The organism is Colwellia sp. MB02u-10 (assembly GCF_014077185.1).
In the GTDB taxonomy this organism is placed as follows: Bacteria; Pseudomonadota; Gammaproteobacteria; order Enterobacterales; family Alteromonadaceae; genus Cognaticolwellia.
This window is the reverse complement of sequence record NZ_JACGVK010000075.1, coordinates 1-21934: the sequence shown is the minus strand read 5'-3', so window position 1 is coordinate 21934 and position 21934 is coordinate 1. Positions and strand designations below refer to the sequence as shown.

The 21934-nt window shown below is 36.8% G+C and carries 19 protein-coding genes and 2 pseudogenes; 6 read left to right on the top strand and 15 right to left on the bottom strand.

Annotation, left to right across the window (positions count from 1 at the left end; translation table 11 throughout):
• Window positions 1–179: 179 nt before the first annotated feature.
• Entirely contained in the window at window positions 180–533 is a 354-nt protein-coding gene (locus tag H4J59_RS03055) for an RNA-binding S4 domain-containing protein (RefSeq protein WP_182236701.1), read from the top strand.
• 655 nt (window positions 534–1188) lie between these two features.
• Here H4J59_RS03055 and H4J59_RS03050 read toward each other — a convergent pair.
• The 13 genes from H4J59_RS03050 to H4J59_RS02990 all read right to left on the bottom strand — a co-directional run bounded on the left by H4J59_RS03050 (window position 1189) and on the right by H4J59_RS02990 (window position 15408).
• On the bottom strand, window positions 1189–2304 hold the full coding sequence (locus H4J59_RS03050; protein WP_259369373.1) for an OprO/OprP family phosphate-selective porin: 1116 nt from the start codon (window positions 2302–2304) through the stop codon (window positions 1189–1191).
• Entirely contained in the window at window positions 2301–2924 is a 624-nt protein-coding gene (locus H4J59_RS03045) for a DUF4956 domain-containing protein (protein ID WP_182236699.1), read from the bottom strand. The genes H4J59_RS03050 and H4J59_RS03045 overlap by 4 nt, the downstream gene beginning before the upstream one ends.
• Before the next feature lie 11 nt (window positions 2925–2935).
• Window positions 2936–3853, bottom strand: coding sequence for a polyphosphate polymerase domain-containing protein (locus H4J59_RS03040; RefSeq protein WP_259369371.1), 918 nt, complete (start codon window positions 3851–3853; stop codon window positions 2936–2938).
• Window positions 3854–3944: 91 nt separating this feature from the next.
• On the bottom strand, window positions 3945–6545 hold the full coding sequence (locus H4J59_RS03035) for a CotH kinase family protein (RefSeq protein ID WP_182236697.1): 2601 nt from the start codon (window positions 6543–6545) through the stop codon (window positions 3945–3947).
• A gap of 209 nt (window positions 6546–6754) precedes the next feature.
• On the bottom strand, window positions 6755–7219 hold the full coding sequence (locus H4J59_RS03030) for a hypothetical protein (protein ID WP_182236695.1): 465 nt from the start codon (window positions 7217–7219) through the stop codon (window positions 6755–6757).
• Window positions 7212–7520, bottom strand: coding sequence for an EF-hand domain-containing protein (locus H4J59_RS03025; RefSeq protein ID WP_182236693.1), 309 nt, complete (start codon window positions 7518–7520; stop codon window positions 7212–7214). The genes H4J59_RS03030 and H4J59_RS03025 overlap by 8 nt, the downstream gene beginning before the upstream one ends.
• A gap of 94 nt (window positions 7521–7614) precedes the next feature.
• Window positions 7615–8280, bottom strand: a complete 666-nt coding sequence (locus tag H4J59_RS03020; RefSeq protein WP_182236692.1) for a response regulator — start codon at window positions 8278–8280, stop codon at window positions 7615–7617.
• Window positions 8281–8322: 42 nt separating this feature from the next.
• The gene (locus H4J59_RS03015; protein WP_259369369.1) at window positions 8323–9732 is read right to left on the bottom strand and encodes an ATP-binding protein; all 1410 of its coding nucleotides are present in this window, start codon (window positions 9730–9732) and stop codon (window positions 8323–8325) included.
• Window positions 9733–10180: 448 nt separating this feature from the next.
• Complete coding sequence (locus H4J59_RS03010; RefSeq protein WP_182236688.1) at window positions 10181–12145, bottom strand: hypothetical protein; 1965 nt, start codon at window positions 12143–12145, stop codon at window positions 10181–10183.
• A gap of 360 nt (window positions 12146–12505) precedes the next feature.
• Window positions 12506–12898 carry a DUF2069 domain-containing protein gene (locus H4J59_RS03005; protein WP_182136863.1) on the bottom strand — a complete coding sequence of 131 codons (393 nt, stop codon included), beginning with the start codon at window positions 12896–12898 and terminating at the stop codon, window positions 12506–12508.
• Between the two features lie 2 nt (window positions 12899–12900).
• The gene (arsC, locus tag H4J59_RS03000; protein ID WP_182236686.1) at window positions 12901–13251 is read right to left on the bottom strand and encodes an arsenate reductase (glutaredoxin); all 351 of its coding nucleotides are present in this window, start codon (window positions 13249–13251) and stop codon (window positions 12901–12903) included.
• Between the two features lie 57 nt (window positions 13252–13308).
• Window positions 13309–14766 carry a M48 family metalloprotease gene (locus H4J59_RS02995; protein ID WP_182236684.1) on the bottom strand — a complete coding sequence of 486 codons (1458 nt, stop codon included), beginning with the start codon at window positions 14764–14766 and terminating at the stop codon, window positions 13309–13311.
• A 39-nt stretch (window positions 14767–14805) separates the two neighbouring features.
• A complete protein-coding gene (locus H4J59_RS02990) occupies window positions 14806–15408 on the bottom strand; it encodes a hypothetical protein (protein WP_182236682.1) in 603 nt (200 codons plus the stop codon).
• Between the two features lie 108 nt (window positions 15409–15516).
• Here H4J59_RS02990 and H4J59_RS02985 point away from each other — a divergent pair, with 108 nt between their 5' ends.
• From H4J59_RS02985 to cobA, 3 genes are all read left to right on the top strand, one after another.
• On the top strand, window positions 15517–15741 hold the full coding sequence (locus H4J59_RS02985; protein WP_182190543.1) for a sulfurtransferase TusA family protein: 225 nt from the start codon (window positions 15517–15519) through the stop codon (window positions 15739–15741).
• Between the two features lie 5 nt (window positions 15742–15746).
• On the top strand, window positions 15747–16820 hold the full coding sequence (locus H4J59_RS02980) for an AI-2E family transporter (RefSeq protein WP_182236680.1): 1074 nt from the start codon (window positions 15747–15749) through the stop codon (window positions 16818–16820).
• Between the two features lie 485 nt (window positions 16821–17305).
• Complete coding sequence (cobA, locus tag H4J59_RS02975; RefSeq protein WP_220469704.1) at window positions 17306–18136, top strand: uroporphyrinogen-III C-methyltransferase; 831 nt, start codon at window positions 17306–17308, stop codon at window positions 18134–18136.
• Window positions 18137–18291: 155 nt separating this feature from the next.
• Here cobA and H4J59_RS19290 read toward each other — a convergent pair.
• Both H4J59_RS19290 and H4J59_RS19285 read right to left on the bottom strand, forming a co-directional pair.
• Window positions 18292–18384, bottom strand: a pseudogene (locus H4J59_RS19290) (thioredoxin-dependent thiol peroxidase); the annotation flags it as partial.
• Window positions 18381–18756, bottom strand: a pseudogene (locus H4J59_RS19285) (transposase); the annotation flags it as partial. The pseudogenes H4J59_RS19285 and H4J59_RS19290, both read right to left, overlap by 4 nt.
• A gap of 741 nt (window positions 18757–19497) precedes the next feature.
• On the opposite strand from H4J59_RS19285, the gene H4J59_RS19280 reads away from it, so the two are divergent.
• The gene (locus H4J59_RS19280) at window positions 19498–19875 is read left to right on the top strand and encodes a tyrosine-type recombinase/integrase (RefSeq protein WP_310733155.1); all 378 of its coding nucleotides are present in this window, start codon (window positions 19498–19500) and stop codon (window positions 19873–19875) included.
• A 275-nt stretch (window positions 19876–20150) separates the two neighbouring features.
• On the top strand, window positions 20151–21686 hold the full coding sequence (locus tag H4J59_RS02960) for a Fic family protein (RefSeq protein ID WP_182236676.1): 1536 nt from the start codon (window positions 20151–20153) through the stop codon (window positions 21684–21686).
• Window positions 21687–21934: the final 248 nt, after the last annotated feature.

Here is a 21934-nt window from a genome sequence, read left to right as displayed (position 1 = left end):
TTAAAAAATTTAATCAGTGAATACCAAAGCTTTTCGTAAGGTTTTATAAAATGCTAAATGCATCAAGTAGTTACCGTCTATACAGACTCAGAATTATAAAGTATCCTTAATATAAGTTTTATCCAAATATATGTTAGAATGTTAGCAATATTATTATTTTAAATCATTAGGCGTATTTCATGTCAAAACACTCAATTATCGACATTTGTGTTGAACCTATAGAACTGTGTAACTTACTCAAAATTGCCAATATGGTTGACGGTGGCGGCGAAGCTAAAACCATGATCAGTGAAGGTAATGTTTCAGTAAATAATGAAGTTGTAGTTCAAAAGCGTAAAAAAATTCGCCGCGGAGATATTATCGAATGTAACGGTAAAATTATTGAGATTGCTTATAATCCCAGCAAAAAATCAGCAGAGTTTATTAGTACAGTAGTTTTAGCGAATAAAAATTCAAAAAAGAAAAAAAGAGCTAAAAGTAAAGCACGGATTATGGCATCAAAAACTGTTACTGAACCATCAATTGAAAGCTAAAAGGCCAAATTTGTAAAGCCTATTACCCTCTAGAGAATTCCGCAAAGAGTTAGAACTTGTCACAGGCCAAAGGTGAAATATGGTACTAACTACCTTTAGCTTTGCGCATCAAAAAATTATGTTTATGCGATTATGTGAATGACTATAATGGTGGCAATAGGACTATTTACAGTGATAAATTCACGACTAAAACAGGGCACTTTTTGGCAGTTAATACCCTTAGAGTAATCCGTTTTATGGTTTTTTAGTTTTGCTTTAAAATTCGCTATTTCAAAAGATTTCCTAACGACAAGTTGGCGCTATAAAGAGACCATACATGTCACAACTTGAAAATATAATCATTGAATTTCAACGCTTTTTGTAATGGCTTAGAAAATGCTAAACCAGTAAGTGTGGCTTCTGGATAAGCTACGGAGCCTGTAACAAAATCTGTTACAGGCTTCAATCCACTTAAATTTAGGGTATTAATTCTACCAATCTACCGCCGCCCGAGCGAGGTGTAGCAATCGAAATATATTTAAAGGTACGTCCCAATTAGCTGTACTACTACAGCATATATTGGTGTGAAATTAAAAATGACATTTTTATTTATGTCTAATATAGAAATATTCATTTTTAACGTTTTATCTGGTTGAAATTATGAATGATTTATCGTTCAAAAGGCATATTGAACTCGCAGCGAAACTGCATCACTAAAATCACTTTCATTACTTACCTCAAGTTGTTTAGCTTTGATATAATCGGCCATAAATTTAAGATGTTCATTCACCGTATAATTTACCCCCAATGAATATACTTGTGCTTCGCGAGACTCTTCGATTAGCTCAAACTGACTATATCGACTAGTAAACTCCCAACCAGGTGTAGTAACAGAGCCAAGTTCGCCATTTTTATATTTTCTGTTATCACCAGAGAGTTGATAGCTAAATTGTACATAACCACCTTGATAGTCATAATCAGTGTTATTAATGTCAGTTACTGTTGCCTGTTGCCATTCAGCCATGGTGGTAAATCCAGCTTGTTGCCATAAAAACTCTATGCCTTGTAAAGACGATTTGTCAGCGAGTAACTTTTCTCCTTCAATTAATGAATCAGCTAAATAAACTTCCATTTTTTCGTTTATGCGAAAGTCACTCCCGTTAAGGTCTCGTTCACTAAAAGCGACGCCTAAATGTACTAATTCATTCCCTTGCCTCCAAGGTAACCATGCTAATCGCCCAGTAACCGCAGTAGCGCTTTCACTCTCATCAGGCTGGTAATATCCTAACTGCCAATTATAAGACGCTGACCCACCAGTTACACTAACTCCTAAGGATCTACCGGGTGTCAATGCTGTGGTTACTAAGCTTCTTTCTATCATTAAGGTATCGCGAGACGATACTAATTTTTCTAAACCAAAGCCTTCTTTTTGTTGGCCTATTGTTACATCAGCCCAATCCCAACCTTGGTATTTAATATAGGCATCTTTAATTTCAGTACTATCGCCTGAAAAGTCTACTTTCAGCTTTGCTTTCCAATCATCCATTAGCTTTGTTTTAATGCTTATATTTGCACGACGAATTTTGGAAAAACGCTCAGTGCCGCTTTCATTCTCATCTTCTAAAAAACCGGATTCAAAACTGTCATGATCTAACATTAAATCACCACTAATTTTTATATCTTTCGCTAAAGTATTTGTAGCAATTAAGAAGCAAGTTATCGCGATAAATATTGTTGAGTTTTTGCCTTTATATGCCCTAATCATGGCGTTACCTTTATATGCCCTAATCATGGCGTTACCTTTATCTTGCTATTATGCTCACTTACGTACTCCTTAGGCGCACGTTGCGGAAGGTAACTGACTTTTAGTTGGGCTGTATCACGTAAAAAGTCAATATGTTCTATTGTGACCATTTCAACTTGCAAGCCGGTTCTCTCTCTTAAGTCACTAATCAATTTATGCCTATTTTCAGGTGTAATATTTTCGATTCGTTCATAGCAGATACTCTTCTCTTCATAGCTAGTACCGAAAATGTTTGAATCGACTACGAAAGCTAATAAGCAAATAACACCATTCAATGTTATTAAGTCAACGAGATTCATTTGACCAATGGAAGTTAATAAAGAAATGGCGGTCACTAAAAACAGATAAGTCATTTCTTTAATGGAAATCGACTCTGTTCGGTATCTAAGCATAGTGAAAACCGCAAATAGTCCAAAGAAAAATTCCATTGACATATCAACACCATGAAGCAAGTAGGTAATAATAAAAATACCAACACCAAATAAAATAAATGAGCCAGCAACTGTGGAGTTTTTACTAACACGAAAATAACAGGCGTAACACAGCACTATTAACGACAGCAGGTTAATTAAAAAACGGGAAATAAAAAGTGTATCTAATTCGGTCATGTTAATTACTCTTATAAAATGAAATGAAATGAAATGGCTTGGTTTTGATTGTATTTTTCTAATTGCGACAAAATAGGTTTAAATCGATTTGTCTTTATTGACGAGTTATATAAAAGAGCACAGCCAATGCAATACTTGCTGAAAGCACTAGGAAATATATTATTTGCGCTCATTAATTGGTAGAAAGGCGACCGCTTAGATTTTTTGACTTGCTTTAGCTCGGCAATAAAAAAACCGGGTAGCGTAACTTTGTTATTTCCTCTTCTATTTTGATACCAAAGATCAAAATCAAGTGTTAACCGTTCAGCTTGTGCTTCATTAGCAAGGGCTATACGTTGGTATCCACTTTGCTGGCTAATGTCTAAATTATTTGATGTAGTCCCCATTTGTTCCTGAATAAACTGTGAACATAAAGCGTGTTCACCTGTTTGCCCTGACAGTTTAATGCGAGTTTTAATGGTTCGTTTTTGATTGTTTTTAAGTTTAACTTCTAAAAATGCTGTATTCGTATCAAGGTAGTGTCTACGCCTTACTTTATAGCGATTTAACTTACCATTATGATGTGCACGATAAAGTGCCATATCAGGCGTATCAAAATACTGATTATGATAATGTGAAGTTCTTTTACCGTTTATTTCAAGGATGCTATAAAAGCTATTTAGTTGAAGAAGTAAGTCAGGTAAAAATGAGATGGGTAATATAAATTTGCTATCCACTCGGTTCATCAGTTTGGCATTATTAAGGTCATTTAAACCATGACTACTGAATTCATTTAATACCTTGCTTAACGACTTGTCGGTAACGGTATTTGTTTGTTCTAATCTCGATTTACCATGTACAAATGGTTTTTTTAGCAAACCTGACTCAGACCTATGAATCAGAAAGTTGTTCATTGGATCATCATAAGTTGATGGTGATTGATTCATCATATTTGTTTCTCTATAGCAGTAAGTGGCAATGATGAGTTTATTGGCAAAATTAGATAACTTCTTTTTTGCCAATAAACAAATAACTTGAGCTTTATGGCGGTGGGCCACCGGCATTACCACTACAAAAACCGCTACCATTACCAGCCGTAGGTAAATCACCTTGTAATTGCTGAGTCATATTATTTACGCGATATTCCATAAATTCAGTTAAGCCATAAAAGCGATCTACCGTTGTACTTAAATTACGTTCAAAGTCGTCATAGCTGTAAAAGCTACTAGGATCATTTGCAACATGCTCACTAATTAAGTCGGCAATACTGGCTATACGAGCACTAAATTCATCACTTGATAACGGACCATCAATGAGTTGCCATAAATAATCATGATAAATGGCTAAGTTTTCTTGCTTACTAAATGCATTAGCGATCATAGGTCTCTCCGAAAGAGGGCCTATAATCGGTTCATCTATATAAAGCTCTCTGACGTCGACACCATTGCAACCCTGAGAAAACGAGCCAAATGCTTCATTAAGATCCCAAGGTAATAAACTAAATTCACCGTCTTGTTCATAGAGATAGTAATTATGGGCCAACGAACCGTGGTAGCTGTCTAGATTTGACAATGCAACACTGACTGACATGTATCTGAGTAAGTTATCAACATCAATAATATCGGTTGCACCTTCATCCATCATGGCAACAAAATTAATAAAAGCACCGTTATCTGTGGTTTCTTCGTTTGTTTGTAAATTTATATCACTGTAGCTCTCAATATCGCCATTTATCCAAAGTAGATCACTGCCAACGCCATCGGGTTTATAAAGATCACCATTTGAATTGGAAAAATTGTTTTCTAAAAACTCACCATCTATGGCTTCAACCATGAGGTAAAAACCAAATAGCTCACCGTTTATATAAACATTGACATAGGCATGTTCAGGAGTGGCTACGCCCATTTCGTTAAGTAGATCATAAGCAATCACTTCACGCATGTAGGAAGGGTCGTTGAAAGAGTTTTGCAGGGTGAATTTTTTCAACCCAAAGAATTTTTGACCATCAACATACTCATTTATATCAATTTTAAAGCTGTATCTATCGCTAGTTGAATTGGCAACACTACTTAAACTTGAATTACCCTTTGTTCTAATGGCAACACTTTCTAACGTTACGCCATTAAATGTGATACTTGCATCATGATATTCTTCTGCAAGCGGGTTAGCTAAAATATCTTGCCAATTTTCAGTGGTAATTGTAATCGCTAAATCATGAACAACTGTAGAACTAAAAGCCGTGGCTAATTGATTTTCAGTGGCTTGGGTTGGCATTAAAAAGTCCTTATCCCAACTATTGGATAAATTACTTGCAGCACTTAAACCGTAACTAAAACCAGCTGATACATCACTGTCATCCCAATCCAGGTAATCAACAGTTTCATTGTTGAATATCAGGCTTAATTCATCTGTTTTACCTAGTTTAAACGGTACAGCATAGTTATTATCAGAATCTACGTTGGCAAAAATCACCACAAATTCACCAGGTACTAAGGTAATATCAGGCAAACTCGCCGGTTCAATATCATCGCTTTCATCAATCACTTGATAACTAGCTAACGCAATGTTTTCACTAGAGTTGTTGTATAACTCAAACCAGTCATCACCTCCATTAATATCATTGGCAACTATTTCGCTAATCACTAGCGAACTATGAGGCGAACGTTGATTCGTTGTTGCAGATGTAGGTGAAAGGGTGGTTGTTGCATCGCTACCATCAGGAAAATGCCCATAACTGTAGCCAATAAGTGCTTGCCCTTTATTCCAGGTTAGTTGGTCAACTAAATCGTCTCCTTGATACAAGCTGACTTGATCACTCGCACCGAGTTTGAAATTCACTGTCTCTAATTCAGTAACAACATCAGTAGTGGCATAAATACGATAAAACTCGCCAGAAGCTAAGGTTACATTAGGTAAACTCATCAATTCGTCATTGTCATCGGCGATGGTATAGTCACTTAGGTTTACTGAATAAGTACCGGTAACAAATAGCTCTATCCAGTCATATCCCCCACCGCTATCTTTGGCGACAATTTCATTGATACGTAGTGATGAATTTTCATTGAGTGTTAAATCACGTACTACTATTTCAGTTTCTGTTGCTTCTTGATTCGGTGCTCCCTTTGTTGGCGACAATGTTTGTGCACTGCCTGTTCCGTCAATAAATAACCCGTAACTAGCGCCTTCTGGAGCATTCCCTTCATTCCAGTCAAGTTCATCTACTTGTTCATCATTTTTAAATAAGGTAACTGCATCATCACTACCTAGTTTAAAGGTAACGTAATAACCGTCTTCAGGTGGCGTATCAGTTTCATCAATTGCTTGAATTACTATAAATTCACCTTCAGCAAGTGACGCATCAGGTAGTGCTTGAGGAATATGGTCACTGTTATCATCTACTATGCTGTAATTTGCTAACTCTACCGTCCCTTCAAGCGCATATAATTCAATCCAATCGTTACCACCATCGGCAGCATCAGCAACAATTTCATTGATAACTAGCGATGATGACGATAGGCTTATGGTATCTGTGTCTGTGTCTGTATCAGTATCAGTATCAGAAGAGTCAGTAGATCCTCCACAACCAACAATCATACTGCTACTTATTAGCAGTGAGCATAATAAAAGGGGGGTGTATTTCATAAATTCATCTCAAATTAGTATTAATTGAGATGCTAATTTATAAAAGAAGTGTGCAAACAATGTGCATAAAATGAGGAACATGTAAGTTGCGACAACTTAATGACTTCATGAGTAAATTTAATACTCTTTAATGTGGATCTGGTATAAAGAAAAGAGCCACTTTTTCTTAAAAAAACGGCTCTCGAAGATTAATTTGTCATCCTTAAATTCTATGCCGAAGTGTTTATAATAGACTCGTCATCGTCCATGCCAAATTTTTCAAAAACCTGAGTCAAAATTGATTGTTTATCTTCATCACTCAATACACTTTCACTACTTGTTGCTAATTTTTCATCTAAAAGCTCTGTCAAATAATCGACAATTGAGCTTATTTCTTCAGTACTTTGCTTAGGTGGAGGGGGAGGCATACTACCTTTGTCAGCAACATTTGCAAGTTCTCCCACTGTTTTTGCATCAAAACCAAAATCTGACATTGCTTTTTCAAGCGCTGCTCCTGGTTGAACGCCTGCCTCAGAGAAAGCTGCGATGATACTCTGTGCATCTTCTTCATTGAGGCTTTCAGCATCTAATTCTGACAAAGTTTCAGATATAAGCAGTTGTTGATCTTCTGTTAAATTTTTATCTGTCCGTGGCTGTGCTGGTATTGACATGTTTGAATTTATTGAATTAATCATGGTGACTTCCTTTCACATGTTTAGGAGATGGGGGCTTGTGGTTGTCAAATTCGTCTTGACTTATTACACCATTATTATCGGTGTCTATAAGGTTAAAAACGGTTTTATGGTCATCATTTGGAAGCTTATGTGATGAAAATTCATCAAAATCAACCTCTCCATCGGTATTCGTATCTATTGACTCAAAACTGGGGGGCGGATGTGCACCTTCTTTATTCGGCAAAGGATTACTTGCCTGAACAGAACTCGCTGCGCCAAGAAATAGCGCAATAGCCATTATTGACTTGGTATAAACATTCATAGAAATTTCCTGTTCCTTTAATTTTCAAGACAAGCGTAACAATAGAAATTGCAAAGAATGTGCACAAATTAAGGAAGTTTGTAGGTATAAGATTCTATAAAACTAAGCGATAGCCCATGCCGTAAACTGATTCTATCCAATCCTTACCATCACTTATACACACGAGTTTCTTACGTAATTTTTTTATGTGGCTATCAATCGTTCGATTATTAACAATACGGTGATCTGAATACATATTCTCCATAAGCTGATCTCGCGTAAAAATACGATCAGGTTTATCTACTAAAGGCTTCAATAATTGAAATTCTACCGACGTTAACTTTACTTCTTGATGGTTAAAAGTAACGGTAAAACGATGCTCATCAAGGTGTAAATTATTAAGGCTAGTACTCACACTATGAATGCGTCGTAATACCGCTTTAACTCTAGCAACAACTTCCCTAAAACTAAAAGGCTTACAAATATAATCATCTGCACCTAATTCTAGTCCCAATAGCCGATCAATTTCATCAGCTTTTGCGGTAACCATTAAAATAGGTACATTTGAAAATTGGCGGATTTCTTTACATAAATCAATGCCATTTTTACCTGGTAACATAATATCGAGTAAAATGACGTTTGGATTATGCTCTTTGACCCATGATGTAACTTCATCACCGTGATGAATTACATGTGGAATAAAATCTGCGTTCTTAAAGTAGTCAGATAACAAATTTGCAAGCTTAACTTCATCTTCTACGATCAACATTGAATTTATCATATTAATTCTCTAATAATTTTAATTTGGCTAGTGCGAAAAAACTTAGGCTATAGGCAGTTTAATCACAATTGCTAAGCCGCCTAAACTGGCGTGTTCTGCCGTGATCTTACCTTGATGGGCAGTGACAATGTGGCGACAAATAGACAAACCTAGACCCGAACCACCAGTTTTACGATTTCGAGAGTTTTCAACACGGTATAAGTGTTCAAATAGGTTGTCTAAATGCATATTATCTACACCGGCTCCATCATCTTCAAAAGTTATCAACGCTAAGGGCTCTGCTGATTTTTTGTCAACACGTAAAGATATGTTGAGTTCAGTACCGTTTGAATACTTAATAGCATTATTAACTATATTTTCAAACAATTGGTACAGCCGCGTTTTATCAGCATAAACTGCTATATTTTCGTCGGTAAACTCTAAGTTAAGTTTCATTCCTGCATCAGACAAATAGAAACGATATTTTTCCATTTCACTTTGTAATAACTCGGCTAAATCTTCATGCTGTTTACGATAACGCATACCACCAATATCAGCAGACGTAAGCTGTTGTAAATCTTCTATAAGTCGTTTGAGGTGCTGTAACTCGTCGTTAGCTGAGGAAATATTACTTTTAGTTAATGGCCTAATGTCATCGAGCATAGCCTCAAGTTCGCCACTTAAAATAGCAATAGGTGTACGAAGTTCATGAGATATATTGGCTAACCATCGCTTCCTAGCCGTTTCATTTTCCGACAAAGTAACGGCTAATTCGTTATAATCTCGACTCAATTCACCCAGTTCATCTTTTCGTTTTAAATGAATAGGTTGTTTATAGTTACCTTGTGTTAATTTGTGTACACCTCGCGTAATTAATTTAATAGGTTCAACCACATGCCTTGCTAGTGGTAAGGCAACTAAAGTGACTAAGCTCATTAAAAGCATGGCGATAAGCCATGAATATTCTTGTTGCTGTTCAATAAAATCTAATTCGTACCCTTGTGTTAATTGATCGCGTTTAGTGACAGCCAAAAAACCAACAGTTTTATCATTAACGACTATTTTTGTTTTACTGAACTCCAAACCTTTAAAAACCATACCTGCAATAAGTGTTTTATTACTATCAAGCAAGGCATAATGTGCTGAACTATCAGACAGGCGGGGTGGTGGCGGTAGGTGTTTACCTTTGGGAGATTCATTTCTTAATTTATCATGTCTTGGCCGCGGGCCAGGAGGTTTATGTTGCTGAGAAGAGAAAAAAGGTGGCCTGTTTAAAAATTCACTCTCCAAAAGATGATCTGCAATTAAGCGGTGTAGTTTATTTTGCTGACCATACCATCCTTGCCAATCACCATTTTTTTTGTATTCTTCAGTGAGCTTCTTCACGATAGGAACAAGTGTCTGCTTCTCCTTAGTATTTACATATTCAATCATGCCTTTGCCAATACTCCACTGTATGAGCAAAACTAACATTAAAACTAATGCCAGGCTAAAACCAAAAAATATCAAAAAAAACTTCTTTTGAATATTCATATAATAAACGTCAACCTCAATATAATTCAAAATTTCTGAGGTAATAATAACAAAGAAATGTGCAAGTAATGTGCATAATAAATGCTGATTCAGATCTAATAACCTCAATAACCTAGGCTGAGCTAATTTGCTAATTTTTTATCATTTTTGAAAGTTGATTAAATATGAACACTAGGTTCGAATTTACGCATATGTACATAACATAAATAACATCATTTTAAGTTAAATCAAATCAACACTATATTGAGACTAAAAGTTTAAAAGTATTCTCATTATTTATTATTCGTTAATTTTTACAATTACTTATGCTCAAACCTAGCTAAGTTTACATTGGGCTGACCCGGCTTTGCTTAGGTTCAGCTACAGTTAAGCCTAGTTAAGTTTACGCTTAATTACGTTTAGGGATTGGCTTTTCATAAAACATTGGGCCGTTAGCATTGAATTTGTTAGCTTTTGAATTAGTTAACTGGACACTATCAAATACTATTTTATTCGCTTGATTTAGCTCAGGACTAATCGCTAAATTTTCTGCCCATGTTTTACCTGACTCCATCGCTATTGGTGCGGCTAAATTGTTAATAATATTGGCGGCTGAAGTAAACTCAGGCAATATACGGCGAGTAACATAGTCAACTCTGGGTTTAATATTAACGTCTCCGATACGCCCGCGTTGCCCCCAAGTCACTATGTATTGCTCTCCTGCATTTTGAGGCTGGCTAGTTACTGCAACATCTCTGTCAATATCGTAACGCGCCTTCATCATAAAACCATCGAACAACATGGCGTAGTCTTCGCGTTTACTGCTGTAATTGTAAAATTGCGGGGCACGTTCAGGGCTAAAAAAACCGGTAACGTCACTTGGATTGTAATTTTTTTCGCTGCTGGTCGCCGTTTCACCATGATAACGTACCTGCGCTAAGCTATACATTTGTGTGCCATTGAGCGGCAGTGAAGTGCTTAACAGGTCAGATTGTATGCCGGTTGATTTTAAGATCTTATCGGCGGCGTCTAGTATGCGATCATTTCGGTCTAAGTCTGCCCAGGTGCTTTGTGCAAAAAAATCATTGGCGTGTGCGAGTTCGTGATACATCAATGACGCTAAATCAAAAACACCCTCGCTCGCGTCACGAGTGATTCGTAAGTTTTCTGGATAGTAAAAGCTTGCGTAGTTATTATTTTTAACATAGCGCCATGGCATAACAAAATTTAGCTCATTGCCGAATGAGGCACGAAAGTCGGGGGCTTGATTAATGGTATCTCTTTCATCGGGGGTTAACCAAAGGTTTTCAGGGTCAAGATGAATAGCACCGGTCACTACCCAATAATATGAAGGGCGTATGTCATATGAAATAACAATGGCTGTGGTGGCACGAAGCAAGTTTTTAAAATCGTCTTGCGGATCTGAGTGTTGTAAAAACTCTTTAAACCTTTGCCCCATCCATTGATGAGAAACCACAACGCGGTCCATAATGTCATCAATAGTCGGTGTGGTGGTATCTTGTGCTATTAGTGGTAATTCATCAAAGCGACAGCTAGTGCGAAAATCAATACGATTATTATAAACACAGTTAACTAAAACATCAGCATAAGGCGAGTTTGCATTAAAAGGAAATACGCTGGCTAATCGTGAATCGTAAGCCGTGTTATCATCGCTGCTAATAGTTGCTGCATTTTCGACTAATATGGCAATAGTATCTTGTTGCTCTGTTGCGCCATCTGAAGCGCTAACTGTAAAGGTTAGCAAGCTGTCAGCGCTAACCGCAGGCGCCTTGAAAAAAACGGCACTCTGTCCCTCAGTTACTTCACTAAAAGTCACCGTTGGGCCAGAGATTTGTTGCCATACAATGCTGTTGTTTGTTAACGCGGCATTTTCTATGCTGACTCTTAAAGAAACATCAATACCTTCTAATGCTGCATGACCTAGTCTTGCTGATATTTGGCTGCGTTCATCTGAAGTAATAACGGTATGCGATAAGGTTTCACTTACGCCATTGCGGGTAAAGCTGACTTGAAAACTATATTCGCCTGCCACAGACGGTGTAAAGGCAATACCTTTGGAATGTTCGGCATGAAAAACTAGCTCACTGCCTGTGGTTTGTTGCCAACTAATATTGCTCAGCGTATCGTCAGGGTAGTAAAGAAATAACTCAATCGATTGTGCGGTTTTACTGGCGTCATCAAATGCGACTATGCCGGTTTGAGTAACAACAGGGGTGAAATCATCACTAGGTGTACTCTCTTTAGTGTTAGAGCCACTACCACCACATCCTTGTACAATCAATACAGCTAAAGTCAACGCAAGTGTGGTTACTTTGTTTGAAAATCCTTTTTGATTACTGTCAGTATTATTCATCCGTGCCTCTGTTTAAATGCTGAGTTAAATTAAAAGACCTGTTTAGGGTGAATTAACTTCATAAAAAATGCTAATGAGTTGCAATGTTAATCTGCAGACCTATTTTTAAACAATTTTAGTCTTAGAGTAAAGAAAGGAATGTGTTTATAGCTTTGTAGGTTTTAAAAACGTGGTACTAATTTACTAGGCGGAAACAAAAAAATAGCACCCGTGTAGGTATGCTCTTGTTTAGTACTAATGAGTAATGGCGTGTAGATGAAAATGCCTAGCGCTTAACTGTCTAGGCATTTATTTTTCTGTATTAATTTTATCACTATTAAGTTCGTAACCATGAATTACTGAATATGAGAGGCAGTGACACTATTCTTTCTTTTTACGAATGCTTAAACCCAGCTCTTGGCCACGATATTTTGCATAATAACTACCACCAATAAACATAACGGCGGCAAAGAAGAATTCACCTAAGGCCCATAATTTTTCATCAGCTGAAACCCATAATGTGGTTAAACTATGCAGAAAATAAATCATGACGATAAAGTTTGACCATGCGTATGTATAAGGGTTGCCTTGTACTAGCCCTTTTAATGGAAACAATAAAGGTAGAACAAACATGACTAACGTTAAAGGTACTGATAGCGCGGTGTCATCACTCATGATAATCAGCCAAAACGGCATGTAAAAAAGCAATGAGAAGTAGCCAAACAAAGTGATCTGCTTGAGTGTAGTCGTAGATAAACGTTTTTTATTGGTCATTTTTAATCATTAGCCTGCATTAGCGAAAGGACATTTTCTGGTGGACGAGCAATAATAGCACGGGCGTTATCAGTAACAATAGGGCGCTCGATGAGTTTAGGTGTGTTAGCCATAGCAGCTATTAAAGTGGCATCATCAGCATTGGTCAAGTTTTGCTCTTTAAATTCAGCTTCTTTTGTTCGCATCATTTCCCGTGGTGATAGCTTAAGTAATAATAGTAACTGTTCAATTTTTGTAATGCTAAGCGGCGTTTTTAAATATTCAACAATAGTGACATCATGTTTTTTTTCTTCAATAAGTGCTAGCGTTTGTCGGCTTTTTGAACAACGAGGGTTGTGATAAATCGTTAACATGTTTTTCTCTTAGATTGTTGTTATACAAATTAAATTTAACGGTATTTTAACTGATTTTTATAAGCGCTTAAGCTTTTCTTGTTGTTCTTGCAATTGTAATATGCGGCCCTTCATGCGTCTTTGTAGTAAAGGGTTCTCTTCAACAAAGTTGTAAGCGGTTTGTAATTCATCAACCGCTTTTGGATAAGCACCTAATAGGGCATAAACTTCGGCTTTAGTAGCGTGCATAAGCGCTTTTTTATCTTGTTTTCTATACACTTCTGATAATAAATCATTGGCAATAAAGTTTTTTGGGCTCAGTACTAAAAAATCTTGTAACAGTGTTTCTGCCTTACTGTATTGTTCAGCCTCATTTAAAACGTTCGCGTAGTTTAATGTCACTACTTGGTTGTTTGGCATTAAAAGATTTAACTCGCTAAGCATAGTAATAGCTTTGTCAAAAGCTTTTACGGCAATATAAGCATCGGCTAGGGCATCAACATAAAATAGGTTTTTTTTGTCGTTGCGCAATAATGTTTCAAGTTGACTAATAGCGCTTTGATAATTTTTATTTTCATATTGGGAAAGTGCAAGACCGTATTGTGCTGCAGCCTCTATAGCATAGCGTTTTTTATCTAAACTTTGCTGAAAGTTAATGACATTATCTTTCGCGTTTCCTTCATATCTTGCCATAATGCGGGCTTTAGCTAACTCAAATTCTAAACTGGGAGCTAAGGGGCGTGGTGAATAATTTTGCGCCCTTATTCTGGCGTCTGAAATTCTAGACTCAGGCAAAGGATGAGTTAACAACATGGCTGGCGGCTTCGAGGTGTAACGGTATTTCTCTGCCATAGTGGCAAAAAAATCAGGGGCACCTTGGGGATTAAAACCACTATTAGCGAGCAACATAATGCCCACTCTATCGGCTTCTTGCTCGTTGCCGCGGGTATAATTTATCCCCGCTTGTTGTGATGCTGCCATTGTAGTACTCAGTGCAGCCATACCTACGGTAGGATTTATCAAGGTGAGTAACACGCCTGAAATCATACCGGCCATGGTTAAAGGTTGTGATTTGTTTTGTGCTTCTAATCGTCTTGCCAAGTGTCGTTGGGTCACATGTGATATTTCGTGAGCAACCACTGAGGCGAGTTCACTTTCGGTGCTAGCGGTAGTTATCAGGCCACTATGAATGGCAATATGGCCACCAAAAAAAGCAAAGGCATTTAACTCTTGGTTACGTATGACAAAAAATTCAAAACTATAGTTTACGTCTTTGGCGTTTCGCACCATGCGGTTGCCTAAGTCATTAATATATTCTGTTAATACAGGGTCGTTTAATATCGGTTGAGACGCCCGAATTTGACGCATCATTTCGCCGCCAATTTGACGCTCTTTTTCGATGGATAAAACACTGACACCCGCTGAGCCAATTTCGGGCAGTTTATTTTTATTAGTCTCACTCTTTGCGGCAAATGCACTGCTAGTAATTGATGAGACTAAAGCAAGTGAAATAATGAGTGGCTTTAATTTAAACAAATTTAATTTTCCATATTGTCAGGTTTATCAACATTATCTTTATGCGTTTTGCTGAGATTGTGAATGCTTACGGTAAATTTCTTGACAAAACTCAGCGATTGTATAGCCTTCGATATCAGTAATATCAAACGATTGCTGTAGTAATAATATCAACTCTTTAACACGTTTGTTGGCGTAACGAATAAGGGCATAATCTGCGACATCGCCCTTTTGAAAGGTGTAGACAATAAAAGGAGTTAATGAGTTCAATCTAAACAACATTTGCATCGTTTCAGGCCTCCAGGTTACAAATGGGCACAGTGGATGGTTAAATTGCGCTTGTAGCACACGTTCATTATTGATTATGGGATAACAATGTAATTCATAATGTTGTTCATTCATATGATGATGAAGCGAGATTTTTGGCTTACCTGTTATTACTTTACCCATAATATCGTTTTGCTGATCTACCATATTGATATTCCAGTTACGTTTGTCTAGTAACTGTTTAAATGCATTATCAAAACCATGCGTTAACATGCCATCAATATCACTAATTGAATTCGTTGCTAACTGATAAATAGTCGGTATATCACCCCAGTTTATCTTTTTTTTGTAGGTGTTGATTTCTTTAAGACTGGAATTATTAGAAAGCTCGCTCATTTAACCTCTTTAATTTATTAGAATACACTAAAAGAATTTACAAATGTCATTGTAATCAATTGTCGCAAATTAGATAATCAAACTAAAGCACTACGCATATTTTTATTTATGACTTACGAATACGATGCTACACAAGATAAATGCCCAGTACCTTTGGTAAATTTACGCTTGTTACTTAGAAAGTTAACCCCTATTGATAGTTGTTTGATACGCATTTGCGATAATGGTTCTAAAAAAGATATTCCTAAATTGTTAACGAAACAAGGGTTCTATTTCGAACAGCGTAATGTTGATAAATATATTGTTGAATTAATAATAAGAATGGAAAAGTAAATATTATGGTTTCTCTGTTTAGCGATTGGTACAAAAGAAATTTCTCGGACCCGAGTGCGGTAACCTTAATGGTTATTTTAATTTGTACTTTTTTGTTTGTTTATTTTTTCAGTAGTTTATTAATGCCGGTATTTGTTGCCGTTGCCATTGCGTTTTTATTAGATTTACCAGTGAATAAACTCTCGCAGCTGGGATTATCTAGGGTACTGGCTGTGATTATTGTTGTTTCTGTTTTTGTTGGTTTAACCTTAATCGGCATATTGGGACTGATGCCGGTTATTTGGCAGCAAAGTAGCAATTTACTGCAAGAAGTGCCGCAAATGCTCGGGAAAGGACAAACTTATTTACTCGCATTACCAGCACAATATCCAGATTTGGTCAGTAATGAACAAATTGCCCATGTAATAACCTTAGTTAATGATAAGCTAATTGAATGGGGACAAATGGCGCTCAAGGCATCGCTTAATTCAATTTCTAATGTTGTCGCCTTGTTGATTTATCTTATTTTAGTGCCATTAATGGTGTTTTTCTTTCTGAAAGATAAAAACGTGCTCTTTACTAGCTTACGCCAATTTCTGCCAAAAGATCGTCGTATGGCAAAACAAGTAGGTATAGAAATGAATCAGCAAATCATGAATTATATTCGTGGTAAATTGATTGAAATTATTATTATTGGCACAGCATCAACCATAGCTTTTATTGCTTTAGGACTTAATTATCCGGTATTACTTGGGGTATTAGTGGGATTATCGGTACTTGTGCCTTATGTTGGCGCGACGATTGTTACATTGCCTGTTTTGCTCGTTGCTTTGTTCCAATTTGGTACCAGTGCTGAATTTGGTTATGTGATGATAGCGTACGGCATTATCCAAGCGCTTGATGGCAACTTGCTGGTGCCTTTGCTTTTTTCTGAAGCGGTAAACCTTCACCCAGTAACGATTATTATTGCTGTGATATTATTTGGTGGCTTATGGGGTTTCTGGGGCGTATTTTTCGCTATTCCATTAGCAACGCTTGTTAAAGCCGTGCTGAATGCTTGGTCAACAACGACTCAGCATGAGGTAATAAAAGCCAGTTAGCTCGTTATCCATTTATTAAAGCCTAGTTGTTTAGGCTTTAGTTTTTGACTTTGACTTTGACTTTAACGTAGCTTTTAGCTTAATGGAGTGGTTCAACATTTATTGATTAGTGTTGAATTTTCACATCAATTGTATATTTATTTTTTTTCTCACCTTTGAATATGAATACCAACCCTTTACTTTTTACTTGTTAGAGCGCTTTAAGGCGGGTGACTAATTGAGAGCACTTTTGTTAAGCTCTTTAACTCATTGTAGTTATCACACGTTGATTAATTTAAATCTAAATGCTTATTTTACGTTAGTTGTAAGATAGTGCAGTGTGATTTTTTATTATTGTAAATAAAATAACTTAGGTTAATTAATGCTAAGTTATCAAAATAAAATTTATAAGCCTGATGATTTTTATATTATAATAGAATAAGGGTCGATAAGGTGTTCTATAAATAACACCGTTATCTAATGAAAATAAATTGAGTAGCAATGTTTTGAATAACATAAATAGAAAGTCCACTTTACAACCTGGTGAAGTAGCACTGGTTGGCTCAGGTCCAGGTGACGCAGAATTATTAACTATTCGTGCCTTACGTTTTATTGAGCAGGCAGAGGTTGCCATTTATGATCGTTTAGTCAGTGATGAAATTATGGCGCTTTTACCGCCAAATTGTGAACGTTTATATGTCGGTAAAGAACAAGCAAAGCATTGTGTGCCACAAGATAAAATTAATGAATTGTTGGTGACATATGCACAACAAGGTCGAAAAGTATTACGCTTAAAAGGTGGCGACCCGTTTATATTTGGTCGCGGTGGTGAAGAAGCTGAGTTTTTATTAAAAAATGGTATTAGCTGTCATCTTTGTCCGGGTATTACGGCGGCATCAGGTTGCACAACTTATGCGGGCATTCCTTTAACACACAGAGGTGTAGCGCAAGGCTGTACCTTTATTACCGGCCATATTCAAAATGACGGCCAACTTAATTTACCTTGGCAAAGCTTGAGTTGTAGTAGTCAAACCGTGGTGTTTTATATGGGCATTAACACCTTGTCGAGTATCACTGAGCAATTAATTAAGCATGGCCGTGACAAAAACACACCGGCAGCGCTGATACGCAAAGGCACTCAACCGGAACAACAAATTTTTCGTGGTAAATTATCTTCGCTTGCTGATTTAGCGGCTGAGCATAAAGTTACACCGCCTACTTTAATCGTTATTGGCGATGTTGTTAACCAGTTAACCGATATCGCGTTAACAACACCAGGTTTCTTAGATGCAAAAAACTATCAGCAACAGTTACCATTATCAGCAGAGCAGAGTTGATATTTTGAGCATGTTAACACTTATTAAAGACGGTAAATTAATGAGATAAGCCATGAAAGGGCAGTTAATTTATTGATATTAAAAAGGCTTAACAAGTTTGTTGTTAAGCCTTTTTTGCGATTAATTTGCTTGTTTAAGCCGTTATAATTTATAAATTATAGCTTGTTTAATAAATCAAGAACGACTTGATGATGATCTTTAGTTTTGAACTTGTTAAAAACATGACTAATACCAACTTCATTAATTAACTTTCCACTTTTATCCAGTCTCTAGAGCAAAGTTTTATCACCCTAGATATGTCTGAAATAAAAATATTCCAGGCTCGAGTACATTCATTAACAATATCTTCATATCCACTAAAACATCTGTTCGCTAATTCATTTTACCTCAGCCATTGCCATACTTGCTCAATAAGATTTAGTTCAGGGGAATAGGGTGAACTTTATGATTGATAAGTTATCAAATTTTTCGGTTAAATGGGCTTGATGCCAAGCCGCACCATCCACAATTATCACGGCGTATCGTCCTTTGGGCTCTTTTTGGGCAATCAATGATAAGTTTTTTTCCATCACATCCATATTCATGATTGGCGCGATTAATGCCTCGGTGTCTCCTGTTGCCTAGAGCCTTGTCGTTGTATTTTTTTCCCTGAGGCGGATGAAAATGGAAACATTATTGCTGCTGTAGGCTACCGTTTTGGTAAACGAATACGTCACTGGCAATTGGAAGTCATATATTGGCAAAAGCCAACAACTGAAAGTTATGTTCATAATAGTTTAGCATTTGTAAAGGAGGTGATTTATGGAAAAGCCTGCCACTAGCGTATATGGCGTTGTACTCGTTTTTACCTTGAGCTTTGTCTAGCCAAAGGGGATAAGGAAGACACCATTCAAAATAAAAAAGTAGGATTGGCTCAATTTTTCATTTGGTGTTTGACACAAGGCGTGTATTTCATCGACCAGATCACACTAGATTTGATGGATGATTATTAATAGTTATCGAAAACCACTAGATGGTAAACCGATGACTGTAGTTAGCAAGCGTGGTTATCTTACTTACGTGAAAACTTTTGTTGAGAAGCTGTTTGTTAAAGGACTTATTAACAGTAATACGCTTCAATATATTGAGTTGCCAAAAATTGGTCGCCCATTACCGAAAGCAATATTCACTCAAATTGAGATCAAAAGGTATTAGATCAATCTTTAGTGTTTGGTTTCACTGGTATGCGTGATCGAGCAATTTTAGAAACTTTCTTTGCGACGGGCATTTGACGTACTGAACTTGCTAATTTAGACATTGAAGATGTCGATCTAAATGAGCAGCAAGTTTGAGTCCGAAAAGGTAAAGGAGATCGTGAGCGTATCGTTCCTATTAGCAGTCGTAGTTGTGAGTGGATAGCATTCTACCTGAGTAAAGTGAGACCTCGCATCTCTTTTATTCATTCTGGTAGTGCATTGTTTTTAGCAAATAATGGCAAACGTTTTAAACCTAATAAGTTGTCAGATATGGTATCTCGCTATGTGAAATTAGCTGGTATTAAACGTGCAGGCTCTTGTTATTTGTTTCGCCATGCGACGTCTATGTTGGATAACGGTGCTGATATACGTCAGGTTCAAGAAATGTTGGGGCATGCTGATATTTCAACAACGCAAATCTACACTAATGTCTCGCGATTTAAGTTGGCTGAGGTTTATGGTAAATCTCACCCGTCGGCTTTGAGTGATGAGAGTATCTTTTAAACAAGCTAAAGGGTAATGCGTTTGCATTACTCTTTTTTTTGTAATGATAATTGGTAATGGATTACTATGACACTCACCAATAAATAATCAAAAATCACGTCGAGGCATTCATTATAATCATATTTCACGACTAATAATTGTTTTTCACGCAGTTGATTTAAATTTTCAGTCATAATATAGTTGATAATCATTATTCATGAAGCGATACTTTATATAATCATTTTTCATGGGTGATAATCGTTTTCATGGTAAATCATCATTTTTAGGTTGGTAATATGGTATTAGCTAAACGCGTAAATTTTTTTGATGAAGAAGTATACCCAGAGCCTGAGGCAGAGTTGGTTGGATATGCTTGGCTTATCAATGAATTCCAACTAAGAGTTCCTGCTCCTAATGCTATTTGTGCAATTGTTCCAGCTAAAAATGCTAAGCGCAGTAAAGGAAGGTGGTTAATATGGGGAAGCCGTTATCAGCCTGAATCCCATTGGTTTGCACAATTAACATTTGCGTTGAAATACGAAGGTGTTGATTTAGCTATTATGAGAAGTTTATTTGGCGCTTTGGCAACAGAAGACATTACCGCCTTAATTGAAAATGAAATAACAGGTGCTTATAGCCGTAGAATTTGGTTTTTCTATGAATGGCTTACTGCGCAAGTACTACCCATTGAGGATATTACTACAGGAAACTATGTTGACGCGCTAAATGAAGAACTACAATTTGGCTGCGCCAAAACCAAAGTCTCACGCCAACGAATAAATAACAACTTACCTGGTGTTAATGGGTTTTGTCCTTTAATTAAAAAAACAGAGAAGCTTGTTCAGTATATTGGGGAGAATTTAGACGAAAAAGCGGTAAAAAACATAGGAGCTGTTCACAGTGATTTACTTTCAAGAGCCGCTGCTTTTCTGTTGCTTTCAGATTCTAAGGCTTCGTATACCATTGAAGGAGAATCGCCTCCTCATAATCGTATAGAGCGATGGGGGAAAATCATCGGTCAAGCAGGCATGCAACCATTAACCGTAGATGAGATAGAACGTTTGCAAGAAGTCGTAATTCCTGATCGTCGATTTATCCTGCCGGGAATTCGTTGCGTTGGCGGTTTTGTAGGTGAGCATGATCGTGTGACCAACATACCAATACCTAAGCATATATCTGCAAAGCCAGAAGATCTAGATGAATTGCTCGCTGCTTATCTAAGTGCTTATGAACTAATGAAAGGTTCAGGATTTCATTCTGTTTTAGCTGCTGCAATCATTGCTTTTTCGTTTGTGATTATTCATCCGTTAGAAGATGGTAATGGACGAATTCATCGCTACTTAATTCATCATGTATTAGCTGAAAGTGGCTTCACGCCTAAAGGCGTAATTTTCCCGGTTTCTGCGGTAATTCTAGAAAAGATAGAAGAGTACAAAACCGTGTTAGAGCAGTTTACACAGCCTCGTTTAAAGTATGTTGAATGGCAGCCAACTGAAGACAACAATGTTCATGTAATAAATGAAACGGCTGACTTGTATCGATATGGTGATATGACGTGCCAAGTAGAGTTTTTGTTTGAGTGTGTAAAAGAGACAGTAAACACCGTTCTTCCTGAGGAAGTTCTTTATCTCGAAAGATACGATGAGATTTGGAACTATGTAAATAATCGATTCGACATGCCTCAGAAGAGTTTAAGTTTACTACTTAATTTTTTGCGTCAGAGTAATGGTCAATTATCGAAGAGGGCCAAAAATAAGGAGTTCTCTGCACTAACTGATGTCGAAGTAAAAGAAATAGAAAGTAAATATCAAGAAGTGTTTGAGGTTGATTAAACTTAACCATTAATAGAATAAAGAGTTAGTAAGCATATGAGAGAACAATACTGCTTACTAACTGTTCATTAAATATGCTAAACTTAATGCGATTAAGTGACGAATTGATGATGTTTTTTAAAATACAGACCCTGTAACAAAATCTGTGTAACTGCCTATTATTAATACCCATGTAGGGTTAAGGATAGGCAGACTATGAATAAGAAAGCACTCGAAGCGTTCGGTAAGCAAGCGGCTAAATCAATTAA

Bases quoted from the DNA above. Each gene is read 5' to 3' on its own strand.
- H4J59_RS03055 (WP_182236701.1), top strand. From the start codon at position 180: ATGTCAAAACACTCAATTATCGACATTTGTGTTGAACCTATAGAACTG.
- H4J59_RS03050 (WP_259369373.1), bottom strand. From the start codon at position 2,304: ATGATTAGGGCATATAAAGGTAACGCCATGATTAGGGCATATAAAGGC.
- H4J59_RS03045 (WP_182236699.1), bottom strand. From the start codon at position 2,924: ATGACCGAATTAGATACACTTTTTATTTCCCGTTTTTTAATTAACCTG.
- H4J59_RS03040 (WP_259369371.1), bottom strand. From the start codon at position 3,853: ATGATGAATCAATCACCATCAACTTATGATGATCCAATGAACAACTTT.
- H4J59_RS03035 (WP_182236697.1), bottom strand. From the start codon at position 6,545: ATGAAATACACCCCCCTTTTATTATGCTCACTGCTAATAAGTAGCAGT.
- H4J59_RS03030 (WP_182236695.1), bottom strand. From the start codon at position 7,219: ATGATTAATTCAATAAATTCAAACATGTCAATACCAGCACAGCCACGG.
- H4J59_RS03025 (WP_182236693.1), bottom strand. From the start codon at position 7,520: ATGAATGTTTATACCAAGTCAATAATGGCTATTGCGCTATTTCTTGGC.
- H4J59_RS03020 (WP_182236692.1), bottom strand. From the start codon at position 8,280: ATGATAAATTCAATGTTGATCGTAGAAGATGAAGTTAAGCTTGCAAAT.
- H4J59_RS03015 (WP_259369369.1), bottom strand. From the start codon at position 9,732: ATGTTAGTTTTGCTCATACAGTGGAGTATTGGCAAAGGCATGATTGAA.
- H4J59_RS03010 (WP_182236688.1), bottom strand. From the start codon at position 12,145: ATGAATAATACTGACAGTAATCAAAAAGGATTTTCAAACAAAGTAACC.
- H4J59_RS03005 (WP_182136863.1), bottom strand. From the start codon at position 12,898: ATGACCAATAAAAAACGTTTATCTACGACTACACTCAAGCAGATCACT.
- arsC (WP_182236686.1), bottom strand. From the start codon at position 13,251: ATGTTAACGATTTATCACAACCCTCGTTGTTCAAAAAGCCGACAAACG.
- H4J59_RS02990 (WP_182236682.1), bottom strand. From the start codon at position 15,408: ATGAGCGAGCTTTCTAATAATTCCAGTCTTAAAGAAATCAACACCTAC.
- H4J59_RS02985 (WP_182190543.1), top strand. From the start codon at position 15,517: ATGACTTACGAATACGATGCTACACAAGATAAATGCCCAGTACCTTTG.
- H4J59_RS02980 (WP_182236680.1), top strand. From the start codon at position 15,747: ATGGTTTCTCTGTTTAGCGATTGGTACAAAAGAAATTTCTCGGACCCG.
- H4J59_RS02960 (WP_182236676.1), top strand. From the start codon at position 20,151: ATGGTATTAGCTAAACGCGTAAATTTTTTTGATGAAGAAGTATACCCA.